This window comes from Caloranaerobacter sp. TR13, from assembly GCF_001316435.1.
Classification (GTDB): Bacteria; Bacillota; Clostridia; order Tissierellales; family Thermohalobacteraceae; genus Caloranaerobacter.
Genome location: NZ_JXLL01000007.1, coordinates 30,987 through 49,069, shown reverse-complemented (window position 1 = coordinate 49,069; position 18,083 = coordinate 30,987). Strand labels below are relative to the sequence as shown.

The 18,083-nt window shown below is 29.7% G+C and carries 17 protein-coding genes; 12 read left to right on the top strand and 5 right to left on the bottom strand.

Features of this window, described 5'->3' with window-relative positions; translation table 11 throughout:
* Positions 1-5: 5 nt before the first annotated feature.
* Entirely contained in the window at positions 6-1,154 is a 1,149-nt protein-coding gene (rodA, locus tag TR13x_RS06845; protein WP_054871171.1) for a rod shape-determining protein RodA, read from the bottom strand.
* A 90-nt stretch (positions 1,155-1,244) separates the two neighbouring features.
* A complete protein-coding gene (locus tag TR13x_RS06840; RefSeq protein ID WP_054871170.1) occupies positions 1,245-2,654 on the bottom strand; it encodes an aminotransferase class V-fold PLP-dependent enzyme in 1,410 nt (469 codons plus the stop codon).
* Between the two features lie 184 nt (positions 2,655-2,838).
* On the opposite strand from TR13x_RS06840, the gene TR13x_RS06835 reads away from it, so the two are divergent.
* From TR13x_RS06835 to TR13x_RS06820, 4 genes are all read left to right on the top strand, one after another.
* Entirely contained in the window at positions 2,839-3,648 is an 810-nt protein-coding gene (locus tag TR13x_RS06835; RefSeq protein ID WP_054871169.1) for a hypothetical protein, read from the top strand.
* Positions 3,599-4,615 (top strand): spore photoproduct lyase family protein, encoded by a 1,017-nt coding sequence (locus TR13x_RS06830; RefSeq protein WP_200905832.1) that lies wholly within the window; start codon positions 3,599-3,601, stop codon positions 4,613-4,615. The genes TR13x_RS06835 and TR13x_RS06830 overlap by 50 nt, the downstream gene beginning before the upstream one ends.
* 11 nt (positions 4,616-4,626) lie before the next feature.
* Positions 4,627-5,454: a deoxyribonuclease IV gene (locus TR13x_RS06825; protein ID WP_054871168.1), complete on the top strand. Its 828-nt coding sequence runs from the start codon at positions 4,627-4,629 to the stop codon at positions 5,452-5,454.
* A 246-nt stretch (positions 5,455-5,700) separates the two neighbouring features.
* Positions 5,701-8,103 (top strand): heavy metal translocating P-type ATPase, encoded by a 2,403-nt coding sequence (locus TR13x_RS06820; RefSeq protein WP_054871167.1) that lies wholly within the window; start codon positions 5,701-5,703, stop codon positions 8,101-8,103.
* A gap of 33 nt (positions 8,104-8,136) precedes the next feature.
* On the opposite strand, the gene TR13x_RS06815 is transcribed toward TR13x_RS06820, so the two are convergent.
* Together TR13x_RS06815 and TR13x_RS06810 are read right to left on the bottom strand one after the other, a co-directional pair.
* Positions 8,137-8,331: a capping complex subunit for YIEGIA gene (locus TR13x_RS06815; RefSeq protein ID WP_054871166.1), complete on the bottom strand. Its 195-nt coding sequence runs from the start codon at positions 8,329-8,331 to the stop codon at positions 8,137-8,139.
* A 23-nt stretch (positions 8,332-8,354) separates the two neighbouring features.
* Positions 8,355-9,254 carry a YIEGIA domain-containing protein gene (locus tag TR13x_RS06810; RefSeq protein WP_054871165.1) on the bottom strand — a complete coding sequence of 300 codons (900 nt, stop codon included), beginning with the start codon at positions 9,252-9,254 and terminating at the stop codon, positions 8,355-8,357.
* Between the two features lie 201 nt (positions 9,255-9,455).
* On the opposite strand from TR13x_RS06810, the gene TR13x_RS06805 reads away from it, so the two are divergent.
* From TR13x_RS06805 to TR13x_RS06785, 5 genes are all read left to right on the top strand, one after another.
* Positions 9,456-10,193 (top strand): ZIP family metal transporter, encoded by a 738-nt coding sequence (locus TR13x_RS06805; RefSeq protein WP_054871164.1) that lies wholly within the window; start codon positions 9,456-9,458, stop codon positions 10,191-10,193.
* Between the two features lie 190 nt (positions 10,194-10,383).
* Positions 10,384-10,959 carry a signal peptidase I gene (gene lepB, locus TR13x_RS06800; protein ID WP_054871163.1) on the top strand — a complete coding sequence of 192 codons (576 nt, stop codon included), beginning with the start codon at positions 10,384-10,386 and terminating at the stop codon, positions 10,957-10,959.
* A gap of 12 nt (positions 10,960-10,971) precedes the next feature.
* Complete coding sequence (gene queG, locus TR13x_RS06795) at positions 10,972-12,093, top strand: tRNA epoxyqueuosine(34) reductase QueG (RefSeq protein WP_054871162.1); 1,122 nt, start codon at positions 10,972-10,974, stop codon at positions 12,091-12,093.
* Positions 12,094-12,219: 126 nt separating this feature from the next.
* Entirely contained in the window at positions 12,220-13,266 is a 1,047-nt protein-coding gene (tdh, locus tag TR13x_RS06790) for an L-threonine 3-dehydrogenase (RefSeq protein WP_054871161.1), read from the top strand.
* A 23-nt stretch (positions 13,267-13,289) separates the two neighbouring features.
* Positions 13,290-14,480, top strand: coding sequence for a glycine C-acetyltransferase (locus TR13x_RS06785; protein ID WP_054871160.1), 1,191 nt, complete (start codon positions 13,290-13,292; stop codon positions 14,478-14,480).
* Positions 14,481-14,581: 101 nt separating this feature from the next.
* Here the strand turns inward: TR13x_RS06785 and TR13x_RS06780 are convergent, their stop codons facing one another.
* Positions 14,582-15,595 (bottom strand): cell wall-binding repeat-containing protein, encoded by a 1,014-nt coding sequence (locus TR13x_RS06780; protein ID WP_054871159.1) that lies wholly within the window; start codon positions 15,593-15,595, stop codon positions 14,582-14,584.
* Between the two features lie 247 nt (positions 15,596-15,842).
* Here TR13x_RS06780 and TR13x_RS06775 point away from each other — a divergent pair, with 247 nt between their 5' ends.
* The 3 genes from TR13x_RS06775 to TR13x_RS06765 all read left to right on the top strand — a co-directional run bounded on the left by TR13x_RS06775 (position 15,843) and on the right by TR13x_RS06765 (position 17,993).
* The gene (locus tag TR13x_RS06775; RefSeq protein ID WP_054871158.1) at positions 15,843-16,124 is read left to right on the top strand and encodes a DUF503 domain-containing protein; all 282 of its coding nucleotides are present in this window, start codon (positions 15,843-15,845) and stop codon (positions 16,122-16,124) included.
* A gap of 60 nt (positions 16,125-16,184) precedes the next feature.
* Positions 16,185-16,826 (top strand): endonuclease III, encoded by a 642-nt coding sequence (gene nth, locus TR13x_RS06770; RefSeq protein ID WP_054871157.1) that lies wholly within the window; start codon positions 16,185-16,187, stop codon positions 16,824-16,826.
* Between the two features lie 357 nt (positions 16,827-17,183).
* Positions 17,184-17,993: an amidohydrolase family protein gene (locus TR13x_RS06765; RefSeq protein ID WP_054871156.1), complete on the top strand. Its 810-nt coding sequence runs from the start codon at positions 17,184-17,186 to the stop codon at positions 17,991-17,993.
* Positions 17,994-18,083 lie beyond the last annotated feature (90 nt).

The window sequence follows — 18,083 nt, the reverse complement described above, 5'->3', positions numbered from 1 at the left end:
ATCCCTTAAAAATTAAGTTTATCCCTTCTCATTCCAATACTAAGAACTAGTCCAATACTTATTAAATTTGCTAATAGAAAAGTACCTCCATAACTAATAAAAGGCAAAGGTATACCCGTTACAGGCATTAAACCCATTGTCATTCCTATGTTTTCTATAATGTGGAAAGTAATCATTGAAGCTATACCTATAACTATCAAAGATCCCATAAGATCTTTTGAGTTTTTTGCAATCACTATAAGTCTGTATAACATAATAAAGTAAAGTAAAAGTAAAATAAGCCCTCCTATTAATCCTAATTCTTCACCAATTACAGCAAATATAAAATCAGTATGTTTTTCTGGTAGAAAGCCATATTGTGTTTGTACTCCATGAAAGAGCCCTCTACCAAGTAATTTACCAGAACCAATTGCTATTTTTGATTGTATAACCTGATAACCTGACCCCATTGCATCACGACTAGGATCAATAAAAACTCTAATACGTTCTTTTTGATAATCTTTTAGTAAAAAAAACCATAAAATAGGAAAGCTTAATAGTGCAGAACCAGTAGCATACAAAATATATTTAATATCTAGACCTGCTATAAATAACATTATTGAGATAAAAAATATAAAAACAGTGGCTGTCCCAAAATCAGGTTGCATAAGAATTAATACAACTGGGGTTAAAGAAAATATGAGTATTTTGGTTAATGTAAAAGGTTCATTAAGTCTTTCTTTATTATTATCTATAAATTTTGCTACAGAGATTATAGTACCTATTTTTACGATTTCTGAAGGTTGGAAACTAAAACCTCCAATAGATAACCAGCTTCTAGCACCCCAAGCTTCTTCGCCAGTTCCAAATAATAAAACTGCTATTAGTAAAAGATTACAAAATCCATATATTAAAAGATATAATCTACCAAATGTATCATAATTAAATAAGATTAAAATAAATATAGCAATTAAACCTAAAACAAATGAAGTGATTTGAGTTTTAAGAAAGGGGTTCTTAATAAGCTGTTTTAATAAGTTTATTCCTAATTGTATATCACTTCCTTTAGTTTTAGAAGTTGCGCTTGCAATTACTATGAAACCATATATACATAATAAAACTATTGTTATAAATAATATATAATCAAATTTTCTCCAAAGTTTTCTTTCTAACATATTTTAGCTTTTCCTTTCTCTTAAGTTCTCTTAAGCTATTTAAATTATATCACATATTTAATATACATGAAATAATTCTAATCTTTCATTTTACAAATTAAAGTCATTAAACATATTTCCTGGAAGAATACTAGGCTGATATTCATTAATTTTTTTATTATATATATACTCTTTTATAATACTATTTTTATTACTGATAATGTATTCTAATTTTTGAATAAAACTATCTATTTCTTCCAAATTATTATACATACCAAAACTTACTCTAACTAATCCAGGAGTATTTCTAAAATTACCCATTAGCAATTCTTTTTGGAGTTTTGCTATTTCCTCTTGACTAAGTCCTAGTAGGTAATGAATGTATGGATGAGCACAGAAACAACCATGTCTAACTCCTATCCCACCTTCATAAGACAGCAATGAAGCTAACAGGTTGTGAGGGATATTTGACACATTAAAAGTGACTACTCCAACCATGTCTTCAGACTGTTTATAAACAGAGTAAATTTTTATATTAGGAAGAGATTTAAGTTTATCAAGTAAATGTGTTGTTAGTATTTTTTCATGTTCTTTTATGCTTTCCATTCCTATTTCTTCTAATATTTTAATTGCTTGTATAAGTGCAACGGCACCGATAACATTAGGAGTACCTGCTTCTTCTTTATCAGGCAAATCTGCCCAAAGTTGATTATATTTTGTTACGCTTATAATTGTTCCTCCTCCTACGTATTCAGGAGCACCTTCTTTAAATATTTTTCTAGGACCAATTAAAACTCCTGTGCCAAATGGTGCATACATTTTATGAGCTGAAAAAGCTAGAAAATCAATATAATCATCATCTTTATATCCTTTCATATTGATTTTTCTGTGAGGAATAAGTTGAGCAGCATCTACAAGTATCATAGCTCCATATCTGTGACTGAGTGAGGCTATATAATGAATATCATTTACATAACCTGTTACATTTGAAGCTCCTGTAACTGCAACTAATTTTACTTTACCTTTATAAGTTTTTAATTTTATCTCTAGATCGTCTAAGTCAAGTCTGCCATCTTTAAGTAGATTTACATGTAACGTTTTAGCTTTATTTCTCCAAGGTAAATCATTTGAATGATGCTCCATTAGAGTAGTAATTACTATATCTTCATTAGAGAGAGCTAATCTATATGAGAGCTTGTTGATAGCTTCTGTTGTATTCTTAACAAAAATAGATACGTTTTTTTCTTTATCACAATTTACAAAATCTAAAACTATTTCATGTGCCTTGTCATAAATTTCAGTTGATATTTTAGATTTATATCCAGTTCCTCTATGAATACTAGAATACCATAGTAGAAATTCATTTATTTTATCTTGAACTGGTTTAATGGTTGGAGTGCTTGCTGCATTGTCAAAATTGATATATCTAACCTTTTTACCACTTCTTAATAATACCTTTTTATCTAAACCTACAATATATTTACGAATGTTTGATATAGTGTATGTTTTGCTTTGAAACATAAAAATCCTCCTTCAGATATAGATTAAAAAATAAGGTATTATGAGCGCTATTTTTTCAATTCATTAAGTAACATAACTTTGTCAATAGTCTGTATATTATTCATTTTATGAAGATTTAGTTTGATTGACACTTGAGGTTTTATGCTATAATGCTGTATATAGTACTTAATTTAGGGTGATAGTTATGTTATATTTTATTTGTGCTTTTTATAATGAAGCAAAACCAATAATAAATTTTTATAAATTAAAAAGGGTTAATGAAAATAAGTTTTTTCAAGTTTTTGAAAACGATGATATAAAGTTAATCATATCTGGAATTGGCAAAATAAATTCTGCGGTAGCTTTAGCTCATATTGTTTCTAAATATGGTATTTCTGATGAAGACATTATTATAAATATAGGTATTTGTGGAAGTAAAAGTAGAGAAATTGGAGAGGCAGTACTTGTTAATAAGATTCATGATATTGAAACAGGAAGAGATTATTATCCAGATATATTGATTAAACATCAGTTTGAAGAGGGGACTTTAGAGACTTTTTCAAAGCCAGTAGTTGATTTTGATATAAAAGATATATGCGATATGGAGGGAAGTGGCTTTTTTAAGGCTTCATCAAAGTTTTTTTCTCCTCATCAAATTCAGCTTATAAAAATTGTCTCTGATCATTTAGATGGTGCGAGACTGACAGGTGAATTTGTTGAGAAATTGGTAGAAAAAAATATTATTACGATAGATGATTATATAAATAAAATGAAAAACAGTTTTGTAAAAAAGGATTTACTTAATGATTGGGACAAAAATATGATAGATAAGATAAGCTTAGTACTTAATTTAACAGAAAGTCAAAAAATTCAGTTTAATAAGGCTTATATTGGATATAAGATAAGGGAAAGTAAAAGTCCAAAATTTGTAGAAAATATACTTAATGTAAGGGTGCAAGATAAAAATGAAAGTAAAAGAGAGTTCAAGAAGCTTATCAATAAGCTATATGAATAGTTTTTCACATATTTATGTAGAAAAAGATGTTTTAAATCACCATATAACTTTAGAAATATTAAGTAAATTCCCGAAGAGTAAGGTAATAGAAATAAAAAACTACAAAGATGTTTTCAATAGACCAAAACAGAATTTTATAATTCAAAAAAAATCTCCTAAGTTGATATTGGCTAAAAAAACGGGTAGCTATTTGTATGAAGGTTCACCTATCTGTGAAGATTTTGGAGAAACTTTATTTTATTATTCTTCAAATATATTTAATTGTATTTATGATTGTGAATATTGCTATTTAAGAGGTTTATATACATCCTCTAATATTGTAATTTTTGTTAATATAGAAGATTATTTCGAAGAAATCATTAAAACAACTAAAGGTAAAAGAGCTTATATATGTATTTCATATGACTCAGACATATTAGCTTTTGAAAATATAACTGGTTTTGTGAGAAAATGGATTCAATTTGCAAAAAAGAACGAAAATCTACTTATAGAAATAAGAACTAAAAGTAACAATTTTAAAAGTATTAAAGAATTAGAAATACCAGAAAATATTATATTTGCTTGGACATTGTCGCCTCAAGAAATAGTTGATAATTTTGAACATAAGACACCTAGTCTTATGTCAAGACTAAGTGATATAAAATTAGCTATTTCAAAAGGGTTAAAAGTAAGGATATCTCTTGAACCTATCATGAAAATTAAAGGGTTTGAATCGATTTATGGTAAATTTATAGATAAAGTATTTACAGAAATGCCATCAGATGCTATAAGAGATGTTAATATTGGAGTATTCAGAATGAGTGAAGAGCATATAAAGAGACTAAGGAGGTTAGATAAATATTCTAAGGTGTTTGGTTATGATTTTAAAAAGGAAAATGGAGTTATAAGCTATTTTGATGAAGATTATTTAAGAGACTTTGTAAGAAAAAGATTGATTAATTATATTGATAAAAAGAAGATATATTAGAGGTGATATTAATGTTTTTAGGATGTCATTTGACAATTTCTAAAGGTTATTCAAATGCTGTAGAAATAGCACTTAGCATAGGAGCTAATACTTTTCAGTTCTTTACAAGAAATCCTAGAGGTGCAAAAGCAAAAGCTTTGGATATGGATGATATAAGAAATTTTGAAAAAATGTTAGCTGAATATAAATTTGGTCCATTAGTGGCTCATGCTCCATATATACTTAATCTTGCTTCACATAAAGAAGATACTTGGAATTTAGCAAAAAGAGTGATTAAAGAGGATTTAGAAAGATTAGAAAGTATTCCTTGTCCATATTTTACATTTCATCCAGGCAATCATCTAGGCAAGGGTATAGACTATGGAATAGAAAGAATAGCTCAAGGACTTAATGAGATAATTACAGGCAATGAAAATACTATGATTTTATTGGAGACAATGTCTGGAAAGGGAACAGAGGTAGGATATACATTTGAGCAAATAAGGGATATACTTGATAAAGTGAAATACTCTGAACTGATAGGAGTTTGTCTAGATACCTGCCACATATATTCAGCAGGGTATGATATAGTTAATGAACTGGATAATGTTTTAGAAGAGTTTGATAAAATTATAGGTATTGATAAACTAAAAGCTATACATCTAAATGATAGCATGAAAGAGTTTGGCAGTAGGAAAGACAGACATGAAAAAATAGGAAAAGGAACTATAGGGCTTGAAGCTATTTTAAACGTATTAAATCATCCTCAGCTAAAAGATTTACCATTTATTTTAGAAACTCCTAATGAGCTTGAGGGATATAGAGATGAGATAAAGTTATTGATAGTTCAAAGCTATTAGACAACAGGTTAGCTTTATAGCTTGAAAATAAGCTTTTATTTTAGTAAGTAATTGAACTACAAATTTGTTTTAAAAGACCTATTGATATTAAATTATCGATAGGTTTTATTTTTTAATCTTATAAAAATTTTAGTTTGATATAAATTAAAAATATAGTTGTATTTTCGAAAAAAAGGGTATATAATAATATACAGATGAACATATGAATAGGTATTCATATATAAAGAGAGGCAAAGGGGTGTTTAGATGAGCAAAAAAATTCGAAAAGAACTGATATTAGAAGGATTAGATTGTGCAAATTGTGCAGCGAAAATAGAAGCAAAAGTAAATGGATTAGCTGATGTTAAGACAGCAAATCTGAATTTTATAACTAAGACACTAACAATTGAAATAACTGATGAAAATAAAATAGAATCAGTTATTTTAGAAACGAAGGATATTGTAAAAAAGCTTGAACCACATGTAATTGTTAAAGAAAAAATTATAGAAAAAGTATCAAAAAAGGTATTAGTCTTAATGGGTCTTATGTGTGCTAGTTGTTCAGCTAAAATTGAATCAAAGGTAAAAGAAATAAAGGGAGTAAAAAATGCTTATGTAGATTTTGCAGCTGGAAAATTAATTATCGAGGCTAATAAAAAAGATTTAAATAGAATAACAAAAGAAGCGATAGAAATAATAAAGAAAATAGAGCCAGAAGTAGATGTAATTGATGAAAGTAAAAATAAAGAAAAACATAATGGACACACTCATGAGCATGAACATGGACATAGTCATAGCCATGGCCATTCTCATGGAGAAGGAGATAATAAAAAAGAGCTTAAAAGATTATTAACAGGAGCAGCTATTTTTAGTATAGCTATAATTTTTAAATTTACGTTTTGGACTGAGTTTATTCTGTTCTTTATAAGTTATATATTAATAGGAGGAGAAATATTATTAAGAGCAGGCAAAAATATATTAAGAGGTCAAGTGTTTGATGAAAACTTTTTAATGGCTGTAGCAACAATAGGAGCTTTTGCAATAGGAGAGTTTCCAGAAGGTGTAGCAGTTATGTTATTCTACCAAGTTGGGGAATTTATGCAGGATTTAGCTGTTAATCGTTCTAGAAAATCTATTGCTGAACTTATGGACATTAGACCAGATTATGCAAATCTTAAAGTTGGAGAAGATATAAAGAAAGTATCACCAGATGAAGTTAATATTGGAGACATAATTGTAGTAAAGCCTGGTGAAAAAGTTCCACTAGATGGAATAGTTGTAGAAGGTAAATCTATGGTAGACACATCTGCATTAACAGGTGAATCTGTACCGAGAGATGTTAATGTTGGAGATGAAATATTAGGCGGTTTCATTAATAAGAATGGTCTTTTATCTATTAAAGTAACTAAGGAATTTGGAGAGTCTACTGTATCTAAGATACTTGATTTAGTACAAAATGCAAGTAGTAAAAAAGCTCCAACTGAGAACTTTATAACAAAATTTGCAAGATACTATACACCTGTAATAGTATTTAGTGCTTTAGCTTTAGCTATTATTCCTCCGCTTGTGATTGAAGGTGCTACATTTTCAGAATGGATCTATAGAGCGCTTGTATTTTTAGTAATATCATGTCCTTGTGCTTTAGTTGTATCTATACCATTAGGGTTCTTTGGAGGTATAGGAGGAGCATCTAAGAGAGGAATTCTTGTAAAGGGTGGAAACTATCTAGAAGCTTTAAATAATGTAGATACTGTAGTGTTTGATAAAACAGGTACTTTAACTAAAGGTGTATTTAAAGTTACTGAAATAAAGGTGAAAAATGGTATTTCTAGAGAGCAGTTATTAGAATTTGCTGCATATGCAGAAAGTTATTCTAATCATCCTATTGCAGTTTCGATTTTAAACGAATATGGAAAAGAAATAAATAAAGATGATATAGAGAGCTATGACGAAATTTCTGGACATGGGATTAAAGCAGTTGTAAAAGGTAAAGTTGTACTTGCAGGAAATGATAAGCTGATGAAGAAAGAGAACATTGACTATGAAAATGTTGATGCAGCTGGAACTATTGTTCATGTAGTAGTAGATAAAAAATATGCAGGTTATATCATTATTTCAGATGAAGTAAAAGAGGATTCTGAAAAAGCTATAAGAGAGTTAAAAGCTATTGGCATAAATAAAACTGTAATGCTTACTGGAGATAATAAAAAAGTAGCTGATATTGTAGGTAAGAAGCTAGGGTTAGATAAGGTTTATGCAGAGCTTTTACCTCAACATAAAGTAGAAATGGTTGAAATGCTGGAAAATGAAAGACAAACTAAAGGAAAGTTAATATTTGTTGGAGATGGTATAAATGATGCACCAGTTCTTGCTAGGGCTGATATAGGAGTAGCTATGGGAGGATTAGGTTCAGATGCAGCCATTGAAGCAGCAGATGTAGTGCTTATGACTGATGAACCATCAAAACTTGTTACTGCAATTAAGATTGCAAAAAGAACTAGAAAAATAGTATGGCAAAACATTATATTTTCATTAGGAGTGAAAGGAATAGTTCTAGTTTTAGGTGCATTAGGATATGCAACAATGTGGGCCGCAGTATTTGCAGATGTGGGTGTTGCTTTAATAGCAGTATTAAATGCAATGAGAGTTTTAAATGTAAATAATATTTAATTAGTATACCTCGGGCTTTATGCCCGAGGTATTTTATTCTTGGGTTATTATAATAACTCCATTAGCTAAACCATAAACATTACCTGCTAATACTCTACCTAGTTCAGAAGCTATTTTCTCTTGAGACTCTTTGTCCTTGGCTAAAAAAGTAGGAGCACTTGAGTGAATTACTAAATTTTTGTCTAGAGTAACAACAGCTAATATACTTCTTGTTTGGCTTTCTTTCATTTATATTAAACTCTCCTTTGATTTTATTTAGTTTTTTCTTGTCTTTTTTTATTCATTTCAAGTATAGGAACATTAAGAATAATTTCTTTCAACTTATCTGTATCTTTAACAATGGGAACGATAACTAAAGCTAATTCTCCTGTATCAAAATTTCTTCTAGTAGATACATATCTTTCAAGTCCAAGTAGTCTAGAACATTCATGAATAATGGCTGTTCTCTGTCCTTGATGATTTAATATTATTTTTTCATTATCACCTTTAGGTTTCAATATAACTCCAATTCCATTTTTTAATATCCTTTCTCTAGTAGCAGATAAACCAACATTCATTACGAAAATATCTCCAACATATAAATTTGATCCGTCTTTGAATTCAAGAGGGGCTTCTTCTATAGTAATAATATCCTTTAGTGTATGTCCTTTAGTGTATTGCTTAAGAAGACTTGCAACAATAAAGCCAATTACTGCTGCAAGAATTAATATTATGAAATTAGTTTTGATATATTTTCTTATCATAAATGCAGATATAGTAGTTGTGAGAGAAACAATCATAACAATATAATTTCTGGCCTCAAAGGTTTTAGCTATACCATCAATGTAAGATTCACCTCTAGGAGCATAACTATCTCTTTCAAGTGAATGAAGAGTTTCTTTTTCCATCTTTCTAATATCTCTAAATTGCTGTATAGCTAAAGCTAAAAAAGTTACAGCAACGTAGTTTTTACCCAATAGAGCTGGATAAGCAACTGCTCCAATAGCTGCTGCTATAAAGCCTGTTGTTAAATGAATTAAATATCCATTTGGGAAAGTAGGGTATTGTCTTACATCTCCTCTGAGCATCCACCATCTACTTATAAAGCCGACTAAGATACCTATTGATATAAATAGCAAAACATGTAATTCAAGAAGATGATTTTGTTGCATATTAATTCCCCTTAATTCATTTTTTTGTTATTTTTTTCAACAATAAGTTTTTATATACATTAACTATCAAGAAAGTTGAAATAAATAAAGGTATTGCTTATAAGTTTGATAATGTTTAGAAAAGTTGTATATCTAATATATATGAATAAACTTACCAATGTATAAAGATAATATATATATGATTAGCAGGAGGGATTTTTAGTGCAAGGAATATTAGTAAGTATATTGGTAGGTTTATGCACTGGAGTAGGAGCATTACCTTTTTTATTTATAAAAAAAGTTCCACAAGCTTTAAAGGATGGGCTTTTAGGTTTTGCTAGTGGTATTATGGTATTTGCAAGTTCATTTAATTTAATACAGCCAGCTTTAAAAGATGGCAACTTGTTAAGTGTTATTGGAGGTATAATAATAGGAACGATGATATTGACCTTTATAGAGCATCTTATACCTCATACACATACAAAAAACTATGATGAAAATGATGATAGTAGCGTGCTTAAAAAAAATATACTTTTGGCAATAGCTGTTGCTATTCATAATGTACCAGAAGGTTTTGCTATAGGAGTCGGATATGGAACTGGAAATGTAAGTACAGGTTTAAGTTTAGCGTTAGCTATAGGAGTTCAAAATATTCCAGAAGGGCTAGTAGTTGCTGCACCATTAATTGAAGGTGGATATCCAAGAGGTAAAGCACTTCTTTTTTCTTTTTTAACAGGAATAGGAGAACCTATTGCTGCTGCTATAGGCTTTTTTGCTGCAAGATTAACAGATAAATTACTGCCTTTTATACTTTCAATAGCTGCAGGAGCTATGTTTTATGTAGTTTCGCATGAATTAATACCAGAAAGTCACTGTAATAATAATGAGATGTTAGCCACATATGGATTTATCATAGGATTAATACTTATGATAATCTTTAGAACCGTTATTGGAGAGTAGAAATACTCTCTTTTTAAAATTGTATTGAATTTTTTAAAAGCTATTCGAATATTTTTTAAAAGGGTCTATAATCTTTTGAAACAAAACCTCTTATTATTGGGAATTCCAATTATAATATATCCAATAATAGGCAAAACTTTAAAGTAGTATTTAAAGTTAGGGAAAAATAGGAGTAATAGGAAGTGATGTTATGATAAATAAAAACAAAATTAATATTTTTACTGATTGTTTAAAAATTATATTTATTACATTGGTGATAACTGTTTTAATTGAGAAGTATATAATAGGCATTACTTTAGTAAAAGGAGGATCTATGCTATATACAATTAACAATAATGACAGGTTACTTATTAATAAATTATCATATATCTATAAAAAACCTTCACGTGGAGATATAATTATTTTTAAACCACCACTAAAGAATAGGAAAGATGAACTATTTATTAAGAGAGTTATTGCAGTAGAAGGTGATAAGTTTAAGATTGTAGGTAATCATGTATACATAAATGATGAACTTCTGATAGAAAAATACATAAGAGATGAAAAATATATAGAAAGAGATTATAATATTTTACAGGGGACTGTGCCAAAGGGCTATGTTTTTGTTTTAGGTGACAATCGAAATAATAGTAATGACAGTAGGACTTTTGGATTTGTACCAATAGAAAATATTAAGGGGAAAGCTTTAACAAAGATATGGCCTATTAAAGGAGTTACTACATTAGCAGTTGAGTATCCTAAAGATGGTGATGGAATAACAGATTAAAGGATGAGTATGATGAATTTAAAGAAATTTATAAAAGAAAAAGCAATAGAAGTTGGATTAGATATAATAGGGTTTTGCAGTTCAGAGCCATTTCATGAGATGAAGGAATATTTAGTACTCAGAAAACAGAAAGGGTATGTAACAGAATTTGAGTCAATAGATATAGAATCAAGGATTAATCCTAAAAAAATTATGTCATCAGCAAAAACGATAATTGCTGCTGGCCTCTCATATAATATCGATTTTAATAATAATGATAAAGAGAATATTTTACAAGGTAGACTTTCCAAATCTTCATGGGGAATAGATTATCACAATGTGTTATATGGAAAATTAGAATCATTAGTTAGTCATTTGAAAAAGATTAAAGATATAGAATATAAAATTTTTGTTGATACTGGTCCTCTAGTAGATAGAGAAATAGCTAAAAGAGCAGGGATAGGTTGGTATGGTAAAAACTGCTTAATAATAAATGATGAATATGGCTCTTTTATTTTTATTGGGTATATTATAACTAATCTTGAGATTGAAGTTGATAGTGAATCTGTTAGTAATTGTGGGAATTGCAGACTTTGCTTAGATGCTTGTCCAACAAAAGCACTAGAAGATGATTATATTTTAAATCCTAAAAAGTGTATTTCATATCTTACGCAAACAAAAGAGAAAATTCCATATGAATTAAGAGATAAAATGAATACTAAAATATATGGATGTGATACTTGTCAATTAGTTTGTCCAAAGAATAAGAATGCTAGAAAAGGTAAAACTAAAGAGTTTATTCCAAAAGTAACAGGTGGATATTTAGATATTGTTGAAATGTTTAATTTATCAAACAAAGAGTTTAAAAGGAAATATGGTCATATGGCAGGGAGTTGGAGAGGGAAAAATATTTTAAAAAGAAATTGTATTATAGCATTGGGCAACTTAAGAGATAAAAGAGCTATAGAGCTACTAAGTAAAGCTTTAGGAGATTCAAGTCTAATGATTAGGGAGTATTCAGCTTGGGCATTAATGAAAATAGATAGGAAGCTAGGGAAAAAAATGTTACTATCACATTTAGAAAAAGAAAAATCAATAGAGATCAAAGAAGAGATACATAAACTTATTGACTATTTTGATAGGATAGTAGATTAATTATGTTAAAAATATGACAAAATATTAAAAATATTTATCAATGAAGGAAAAATGGTTTTAAATGTGGTATATTAATATTGGTTATGTATTTTGATTTAATATATTATTTTTAGGGAGGTCAAGTATATGAACGGTAAAATGAAAGTTGTGTTAAAGGATAAACCTGGTGTTGGAGCAGTGCTTGCAGAAAAAGATATACCTAAAATAGGACCTAATGATGTTTTGGTTAAAGTTTTAGCGACTTCTATATGTGGTACAGATTATCATATTTATAGCTGGGATGAATGGTCACAAAAAAGGATTAAACCACCAAGAGTAATGGGCCATGAATTTGCTGGTGAAGTTGTAGAGGTTGGTAGTAATGTAAAATCTGTAAAAGTTGGAGATATAGTTTCAGCTGAGACTCATATTGTGTGTGGAGTTTGTCCTCTTTGTACAACAGGTAATGCACATATCTGTGTAAACACTGAAATATTAGGTGTTGATACTGATGGTACATTTGCAGAATATGTAGCAATACCTGAAAGTAATGCTTGGGTAAATGATAAAGATGTTCCTGTAGAATTACTATCAATACAAGAACCATTAGGTAATGCAGTACATACTGTATTAGCTGGTGAAATTGTTGGAAAGAGTATTGCTGTTGTAGGTTGTGGACCAATAGGATTAATGGCTGTAGCTGTTGCAAAAGCGGCAAGTGCTTCGAAGGTTATTGCTATTGAAGTAAATGAATACAGAATAGAATTAGCTAAAAAAATGGGAGCTGATGTTGTTATAAACCCAATCAAGGAAAACGTTATCGAAAGAGTACTAGAGGAAACTTCTGGATATGGAGTAGACGTTATTGCAGAAATGTCTGGTAATGTTACGGCAATAAAGCAAGCATTTAAATATATCAAGTTAGGTGGAAGAATGTCATTACTTGGAATTCCTGCTAAAAATGTTGAGCTAGATTTTGCAAATGATATTATATTCAAAGGGATAACAATGCAAGGTATAGTTGGTAGAAGAATGTATGATACATGGCATCAAGTAAAAGGACTACTTGCTTCAGGCAACTTAAATCTTGAGCCTATAATTACTCATAAATTACCATTAGAAGAATTTGAAAAAGGTATGGAGCTAATGAAGAGTGGTAATTGTGGAAAGGTAGTATTATATCCTAATAAATAATTTATTTTTAAGGAGGTAAAACTATGAGTAATGTGCATGAGTTAACATTCTTGAAAGAAAAAATTCAAGAGCTAAAAGACCAAGGAGTTTATAGAAAATTACCGATATTGGAAGGAGCAAATGAAGCAGAGGTAATACTTAATGGTAAAAGAGTTATAAATCTTTCATCTAATAACTATTTAGGTTTTGCAAACCATCCAAGACTTAAGAAAGCTGCAATTGAAGCAGTTGAAAAATATGGTGTTGGAGCAGGAGCAGTAAGAACTATAATAGGTAATATGGATTTACATGAAGAATTAGAAGAATTACTTGCTAAATTCAAAAGAGAAGAAGCAGCTATGGTATTCCAATCAGGATTTAATTGTAATGCAGGTACAATTCAGGCTATTACTGAAAAAGGTGACTTGATAGTATCTGACGAATTGAATCATGCAAGTATTATAGATGGTTGTAGATTGAGTAAGGCTGATAGAGCTGTATATAAGCATTCAGATATGGACAGTTTAGAAAAAGTTTTAAAAGAAAACAGAGATAAATATAGAAATATCTTAATTATTACTGATGGTGTATTCAGTATGGATGGAGACATAGCTAAACTTCCTGAAATAGTAGAACTTGCTGAAAAATATGAAGCTATGACTTATGTTGATGATGCTCATGGTTCAGGAGTTTTAGGTGAAAGTGGTAGAGGAACTGTTGACCATTTTGGTTTACATGGTAGAGTAGATTTCAGTATTGGTACATTATCAAAAGCTATTGGTGTTATTGGTGGTTATGTTGCAGGAAGCAAGACAATGCAAGAATGGTTAAATCATAGAGGAAGACCAATATTGTTCAGTACTGCTTTACCACCAGCAGCAGTAGGAGCTATAATCGAAGCTATTAAAATGCTTATGGAAACTACAGAATATACTGATAGATTATGGAAAAACGCAAGATACTTCAAAGAAAAACTTGGTCAATTAGGATTTAATACAGGAAATAGTGAAACTCCAATAACTCCTGTAATAATTGGAGATGAAGCTAAGACAATGGAATTTAGTAGAAAGTTATTTGAAAATGGAGTTTTCGTATCAGGTATAGTATATCCAACTGTGCCTAAAGGAACTGGTAGGGTAAGATGCATGGTAACTGCTGGACATACTGAAGAACAATTGGACAGAGCAGTTGCAGCGTTTGAAAAAGTTGGAAAGGAAATGAATATATTAAAATAATATAAGGTGCCAATGTGGCGCCTTAATTTTTTAAGTAAGAAATTATAAAATTTCAAAATCTGTGGTAAACTTGTGGTTAAATTGATCTATTTGTATTAGGGCTAATAATCTATTGAAAGTGATCTTTCAATTTCAATTTGTACCTTTGAAGAGATTGTATTTTCACATCCTATAATCCATCCGTGCATGAAAGGAGGTTGAGGTTTGGGTGCAGGTAATGGTTTCACTGATTCGATATAGTTACGAGTTACTTCTGGAAATCTATCTTTAGCTACTACAAGTGTTGGAGTATGCTTCCCTAAATGTGCAAAAACAGAGCTTGAAACACTATCGAAAGGGTTTTGTATAGATGTAAAAGTAAAGGCATGACCTCCCTTATAATTTCTTCCCCATCCGAATTCGCCATCTGGGCTCTTATAATTTGCAAAATTAACAGCAATTTCATAAGGGGTATTACCAGAAATGCGATCTACAAATTTCACGTTTAGTTTACGTATCTCATCCTCAACTTTATTCGATATAGTTTTGGTACTACCTATAATAAATACATTAGGATTTTTAGTAGCCTGAATTACATTACGTGTATATAACGGTAGCTGGTATTTTGTAGTGAACAATATAATATCTCCCATATGTGCTGCCCAGGCACAGGCACACAATCCCTCCTTATAGTTTTCTCCTGATACAATCATAATATTTTGTGGAAAGTTTAGATATTCTGCTATTTTGGCTGATGTTTCTAAAATGTTAGTACCCGATATTCTCTTGATTTTAAATCCCATCATCATAAGTTGTTGGTCAACAATGTATGGAACTCCGCCAACTATGAAAATTTGTATTCCATTTACACCCTTAGGTCTTAATTTTAGGATTTGTTTTACGGTATCAAAATCAATATAGTTCATATGAGTAAAGAGAATTGGAGCGTTACGTGGAAAATGAACAAGAGACGTAGCAGCAAAAGCGTCCTGAAATAGTTCTCCGTTTACAAGAATAATAGAATCAGGAGATTTATCTGCATAAGCAACATTTGATATAGCTATGGCATTTTTAAAAATATTTCCTCCACAGATACGTGTTGTATTTAATGTATTTTTTATTCTATTAAGGTTCATAAATAAATCCTCCTCTACACAGTTTGCTAATAACAGCTTATGTATATTTATAATAAATAGTTACATAGTAAAATATAAGATTGCTTAAAACATTAATTTATGATGAAAAAAATCTAAAACATTATTTATGAATGATTGGAAATGGCTGAGAATTTAGCTTGCCCCCAATTTCAATTTTATTGAGGTAGTGGATTTTTATATGATAAAATGAAATACAACAAAAAGCTAAAATGATTGAGGTGAGGGTATGATAATTGGAGCTTGTACAATTGAATTGTTTATATATGAAGCAAATTCACTAAAGGATAAAAGACAGGTAGTGAAGAGTATTATAGGGAAAATTCAATCAAGGTTTAACGTTTCTATTGCTGAAGTAGGTTTAAATGATACTTGGAGAAAATCCATAATAGGATTTGCCTGTGTTAGTAACGATACAGCTCATACAAATAGTATTATTTCAAATGTTATCAATTTTATTGAAAATGATGGGAGAGTTGAAATAACAAATTATGACATAGAGATATTGTAATTGGAATGTAATTAGTGTAAGATGTAAAGCTACAAATAGTTAAAAGGAAGGACGAGATATATGAAAACAATACTTAATAAAAATGAAATAAGTGAAATACTTAAAATATTAAGTGAGCTTTATCCAGAAGCTAAATCAGAACTTAATTATTCAAATGCTTTTGAATTATTGATAGCCACTATATTAGCAGCTCAATGTACTGATAAAAGAGTCAATCAAATTACAGAGAAACTATTTAAGAAATATAAAAAGCCAGAAGACTATCTTATGCTGACTGAAGAAGAATTAGGTAAGATGATAAAAAGCTGTGGTTTTTATAGAAATAAAAGTAAGAACATACTAAAAACTTGTGAGATTTTAGTAAACAAATATGACAGTAAAGTTCCTAATAGCAGAGAAGAGTTAATGAAGCTACCAGGGGTTGGTAGAAAAACAGCTAATGTTGTATTAAGTAATGTTTTTGGGGAAGATGCTATAGCAGTAGATACTCATGTTTTTAGAGTATCTAATAGGATTGGTTTGGCTTCAAGTGATAATGCTTATGATACAGAAAAAGATTTAATGAGAAACATCCCACAAAAACTTTGGTCAGATGCTCATCACTGGCTTATATATCATGGAAGAAGAGTTTGTAAAGCAAGAAGACCAAAATGTGAGATTTGCCCACTAACAAAATATTGCCTTTATTATAAAAATATATAATTAAAATATTGTATATGTTTGAGGCATAGAGAATAAATAGGTTTTGTAAGTTTTTCTCCATGCCTCTTATTTCATTTTTGTTGTCTTTTAAATTAATCAAAAATTAAAATTTTAGAGGAATTTGCTAATAAATGGAGAATTTCAATAGATATTGTAAAGCCAAAATCACTGTATTGAACAGATAGTTTACTTAAGAATTGAAAGGAGATGGGGGTATGGAGGATAAATAATAGTATAAAAACATACGTAAGTAGATATTAACAAACCTATATTCGTAACCCCTACTATATTATATTAAAAAGTGAACTAAAGTTCGTAAATACTAGAGCTAGCTGAAATTAAAAAGGAGGTAAACCTATGGAAATAATAGATGCACATGTACATTCTCTGGCATGTGGTATTATGTGTGGAGGACAAGTAGATACTAGCTATAAAACAGTAAGAGAAGGATTGAAAAATAGGGGTATAGACAAAGCTGTTTTTGTTCCTATTAATGATATATCTTGGCAACCTGTTGATGAAATGAATGATTATATGATTAGTATAATTAAAAATGACAAAGACATAGTAGGATTCATTGATATAGATATAAGTAAAATGCATTATGCGGGTGGGATTAAAAAAATAGAAACAAAAATAATTGAATTGTATGAAAGGGGTTTAAAAGGAATAAAAATTCATTTACAGAACTTAGGAGTTAATGGAGACGACTGGAGACTATTGGCTATATATAGATTAGCTGGGGAGATAAATATACCTGTTATGATTCATTGTTATCCAGGTTCATCACCAGGATTAATAGAAAATTCTCATCCAAAATATATTGAAAAGATAGTTAGAGTTTTTCATAAGACAAGTTTTATAATTGCCCATTTTGGAGGAGTACCATATTTTAATTTAATGCCGTGGTTAAATTACGATAATGTTTACTTTGAGACTTCAGGAGTATTACCAATTTTAAAAAAGAATATTGGCATTGAAAAAGTAAAACTAATATTTGAAGAAATTGGATATGATAAGATTTTTTTCGGTTCAGACTTTCCGACAAAAGATATAGATATACAAATTGATATTATGAGAGAAGTAGTAAATAAAGAAAATCTTAAGTATGTTTTTAGTGAAAATATTAAGAAGTTTGGGCGACAATTTAATTGGTGGAAGAAATAACATCAGCTGTACATCTCAAACATTCAGACCGTTATATGCCGGATTGCCCCCTTAATTTTGAACAAAAACTCACTAATTTACATTTATTCT

Coding starts and splice junctions, on each gene's coding strand:
- rodA (WP_054871171.1), bottom strand. CDS start 1,154: ATGTTAGAAAGAAAACTTTGGAGAAAATTTGATTATATATTATTTATA.
- TR13x_RS06840 (WP_054871170.1), bottom strand. CDS start 2,654: ATGTTTCAAAGCAAAACATACACTATATCAAACATTCGTAAATATATT.
- TR13x_RS06835 (WP_054871169.1), top strand. CDS start 2,839: ATGTTATATTTTATTTGTGCTTTTTATAATGAAGCAAAACCAATAATA.
- TR13x_RS06830 (WP_200905832.1), top strand. CDS start 3,599: ATGAAAGTAAAAGAGAGTTCAAGAAGCTTATCAATAAGCTATATGAAT.
- TR13x_RS06825 (WP_054871168.1), top strand. CDS start 4,627: ATGTTTTTAGGATGTCATTTGACAATTTCTAAAGGTTATTCAAATGCT.
- TR13x_RS06820 (WP_054871167.1), top strand. CDS start 5,701: ATGAGCAAAAAAATTCGAAAAGAACTGATATTAGAAGGATTAGATTGT.
- TR13x_RS06815 (WP_054871166.1), bottom strand. CDS start 8,331: ATGAAAGAAAGCCAAACAAGAAGTATATTAGCTGTTGTTACTCTAGAC.
- TR13x_RS06810 (WP_054871165.1), bottom strand. CDS start 9,254: ATGCAACAAAATCATCTTCTTGAATTACATGTTTTGCTATTTATATCA.
- lepB (WP_054871163.1), top strand. CDS start 10,384: ATGATAAATAAAAACAAAATTAATATTTTTACTGATTGTTTAAAAATT.
- queG (WP_054871162.1), top strand. CDS start 10,972: ATGAATTTAAAGAAATTTATAAAAGAAAAAGCAATAGAAGTTGGATTA.
- tdh (WP_054871161.1), top strand. CDS start 12,220: ATGAACGGTAAAATGAAAGTTGTGTTAAAGGATAAACCTGGTGTTGGA.
- TR13x_RS06785 (WP_054871160.1), top strand. CDS start 13,290: ATGAGTAATGTGCATGAGTTAACATTCTTGAAAGAAAAAATTCAAGAG.
- TR13x_RS06780 (WP_054871159.1), bottom strand. CDS start 15,595: ATGAACCTTAATAGAATAAAAAATACATTAAATACAACACGTATCTGT.
- TR13x_RS06775 (WP_054871158.1), top strand. CDS start 15,843: ATGATAATTGGAGCTTGTACAATTGAATTGTTTATATATGAAGCAAAT.
- nth (WP_054871157.1), top strand. CDS start 16,185: ATGAAAACAATACTTAATAAAAATGAAATAAGTGAAATACTTAAAATA.
- TR13x_RS06765 (WP_054871156.1), top strand. CDS start 17,184: ATGGAAATAATAGATGCACATGTACATTCTCTGGCATGTGGTATTATG.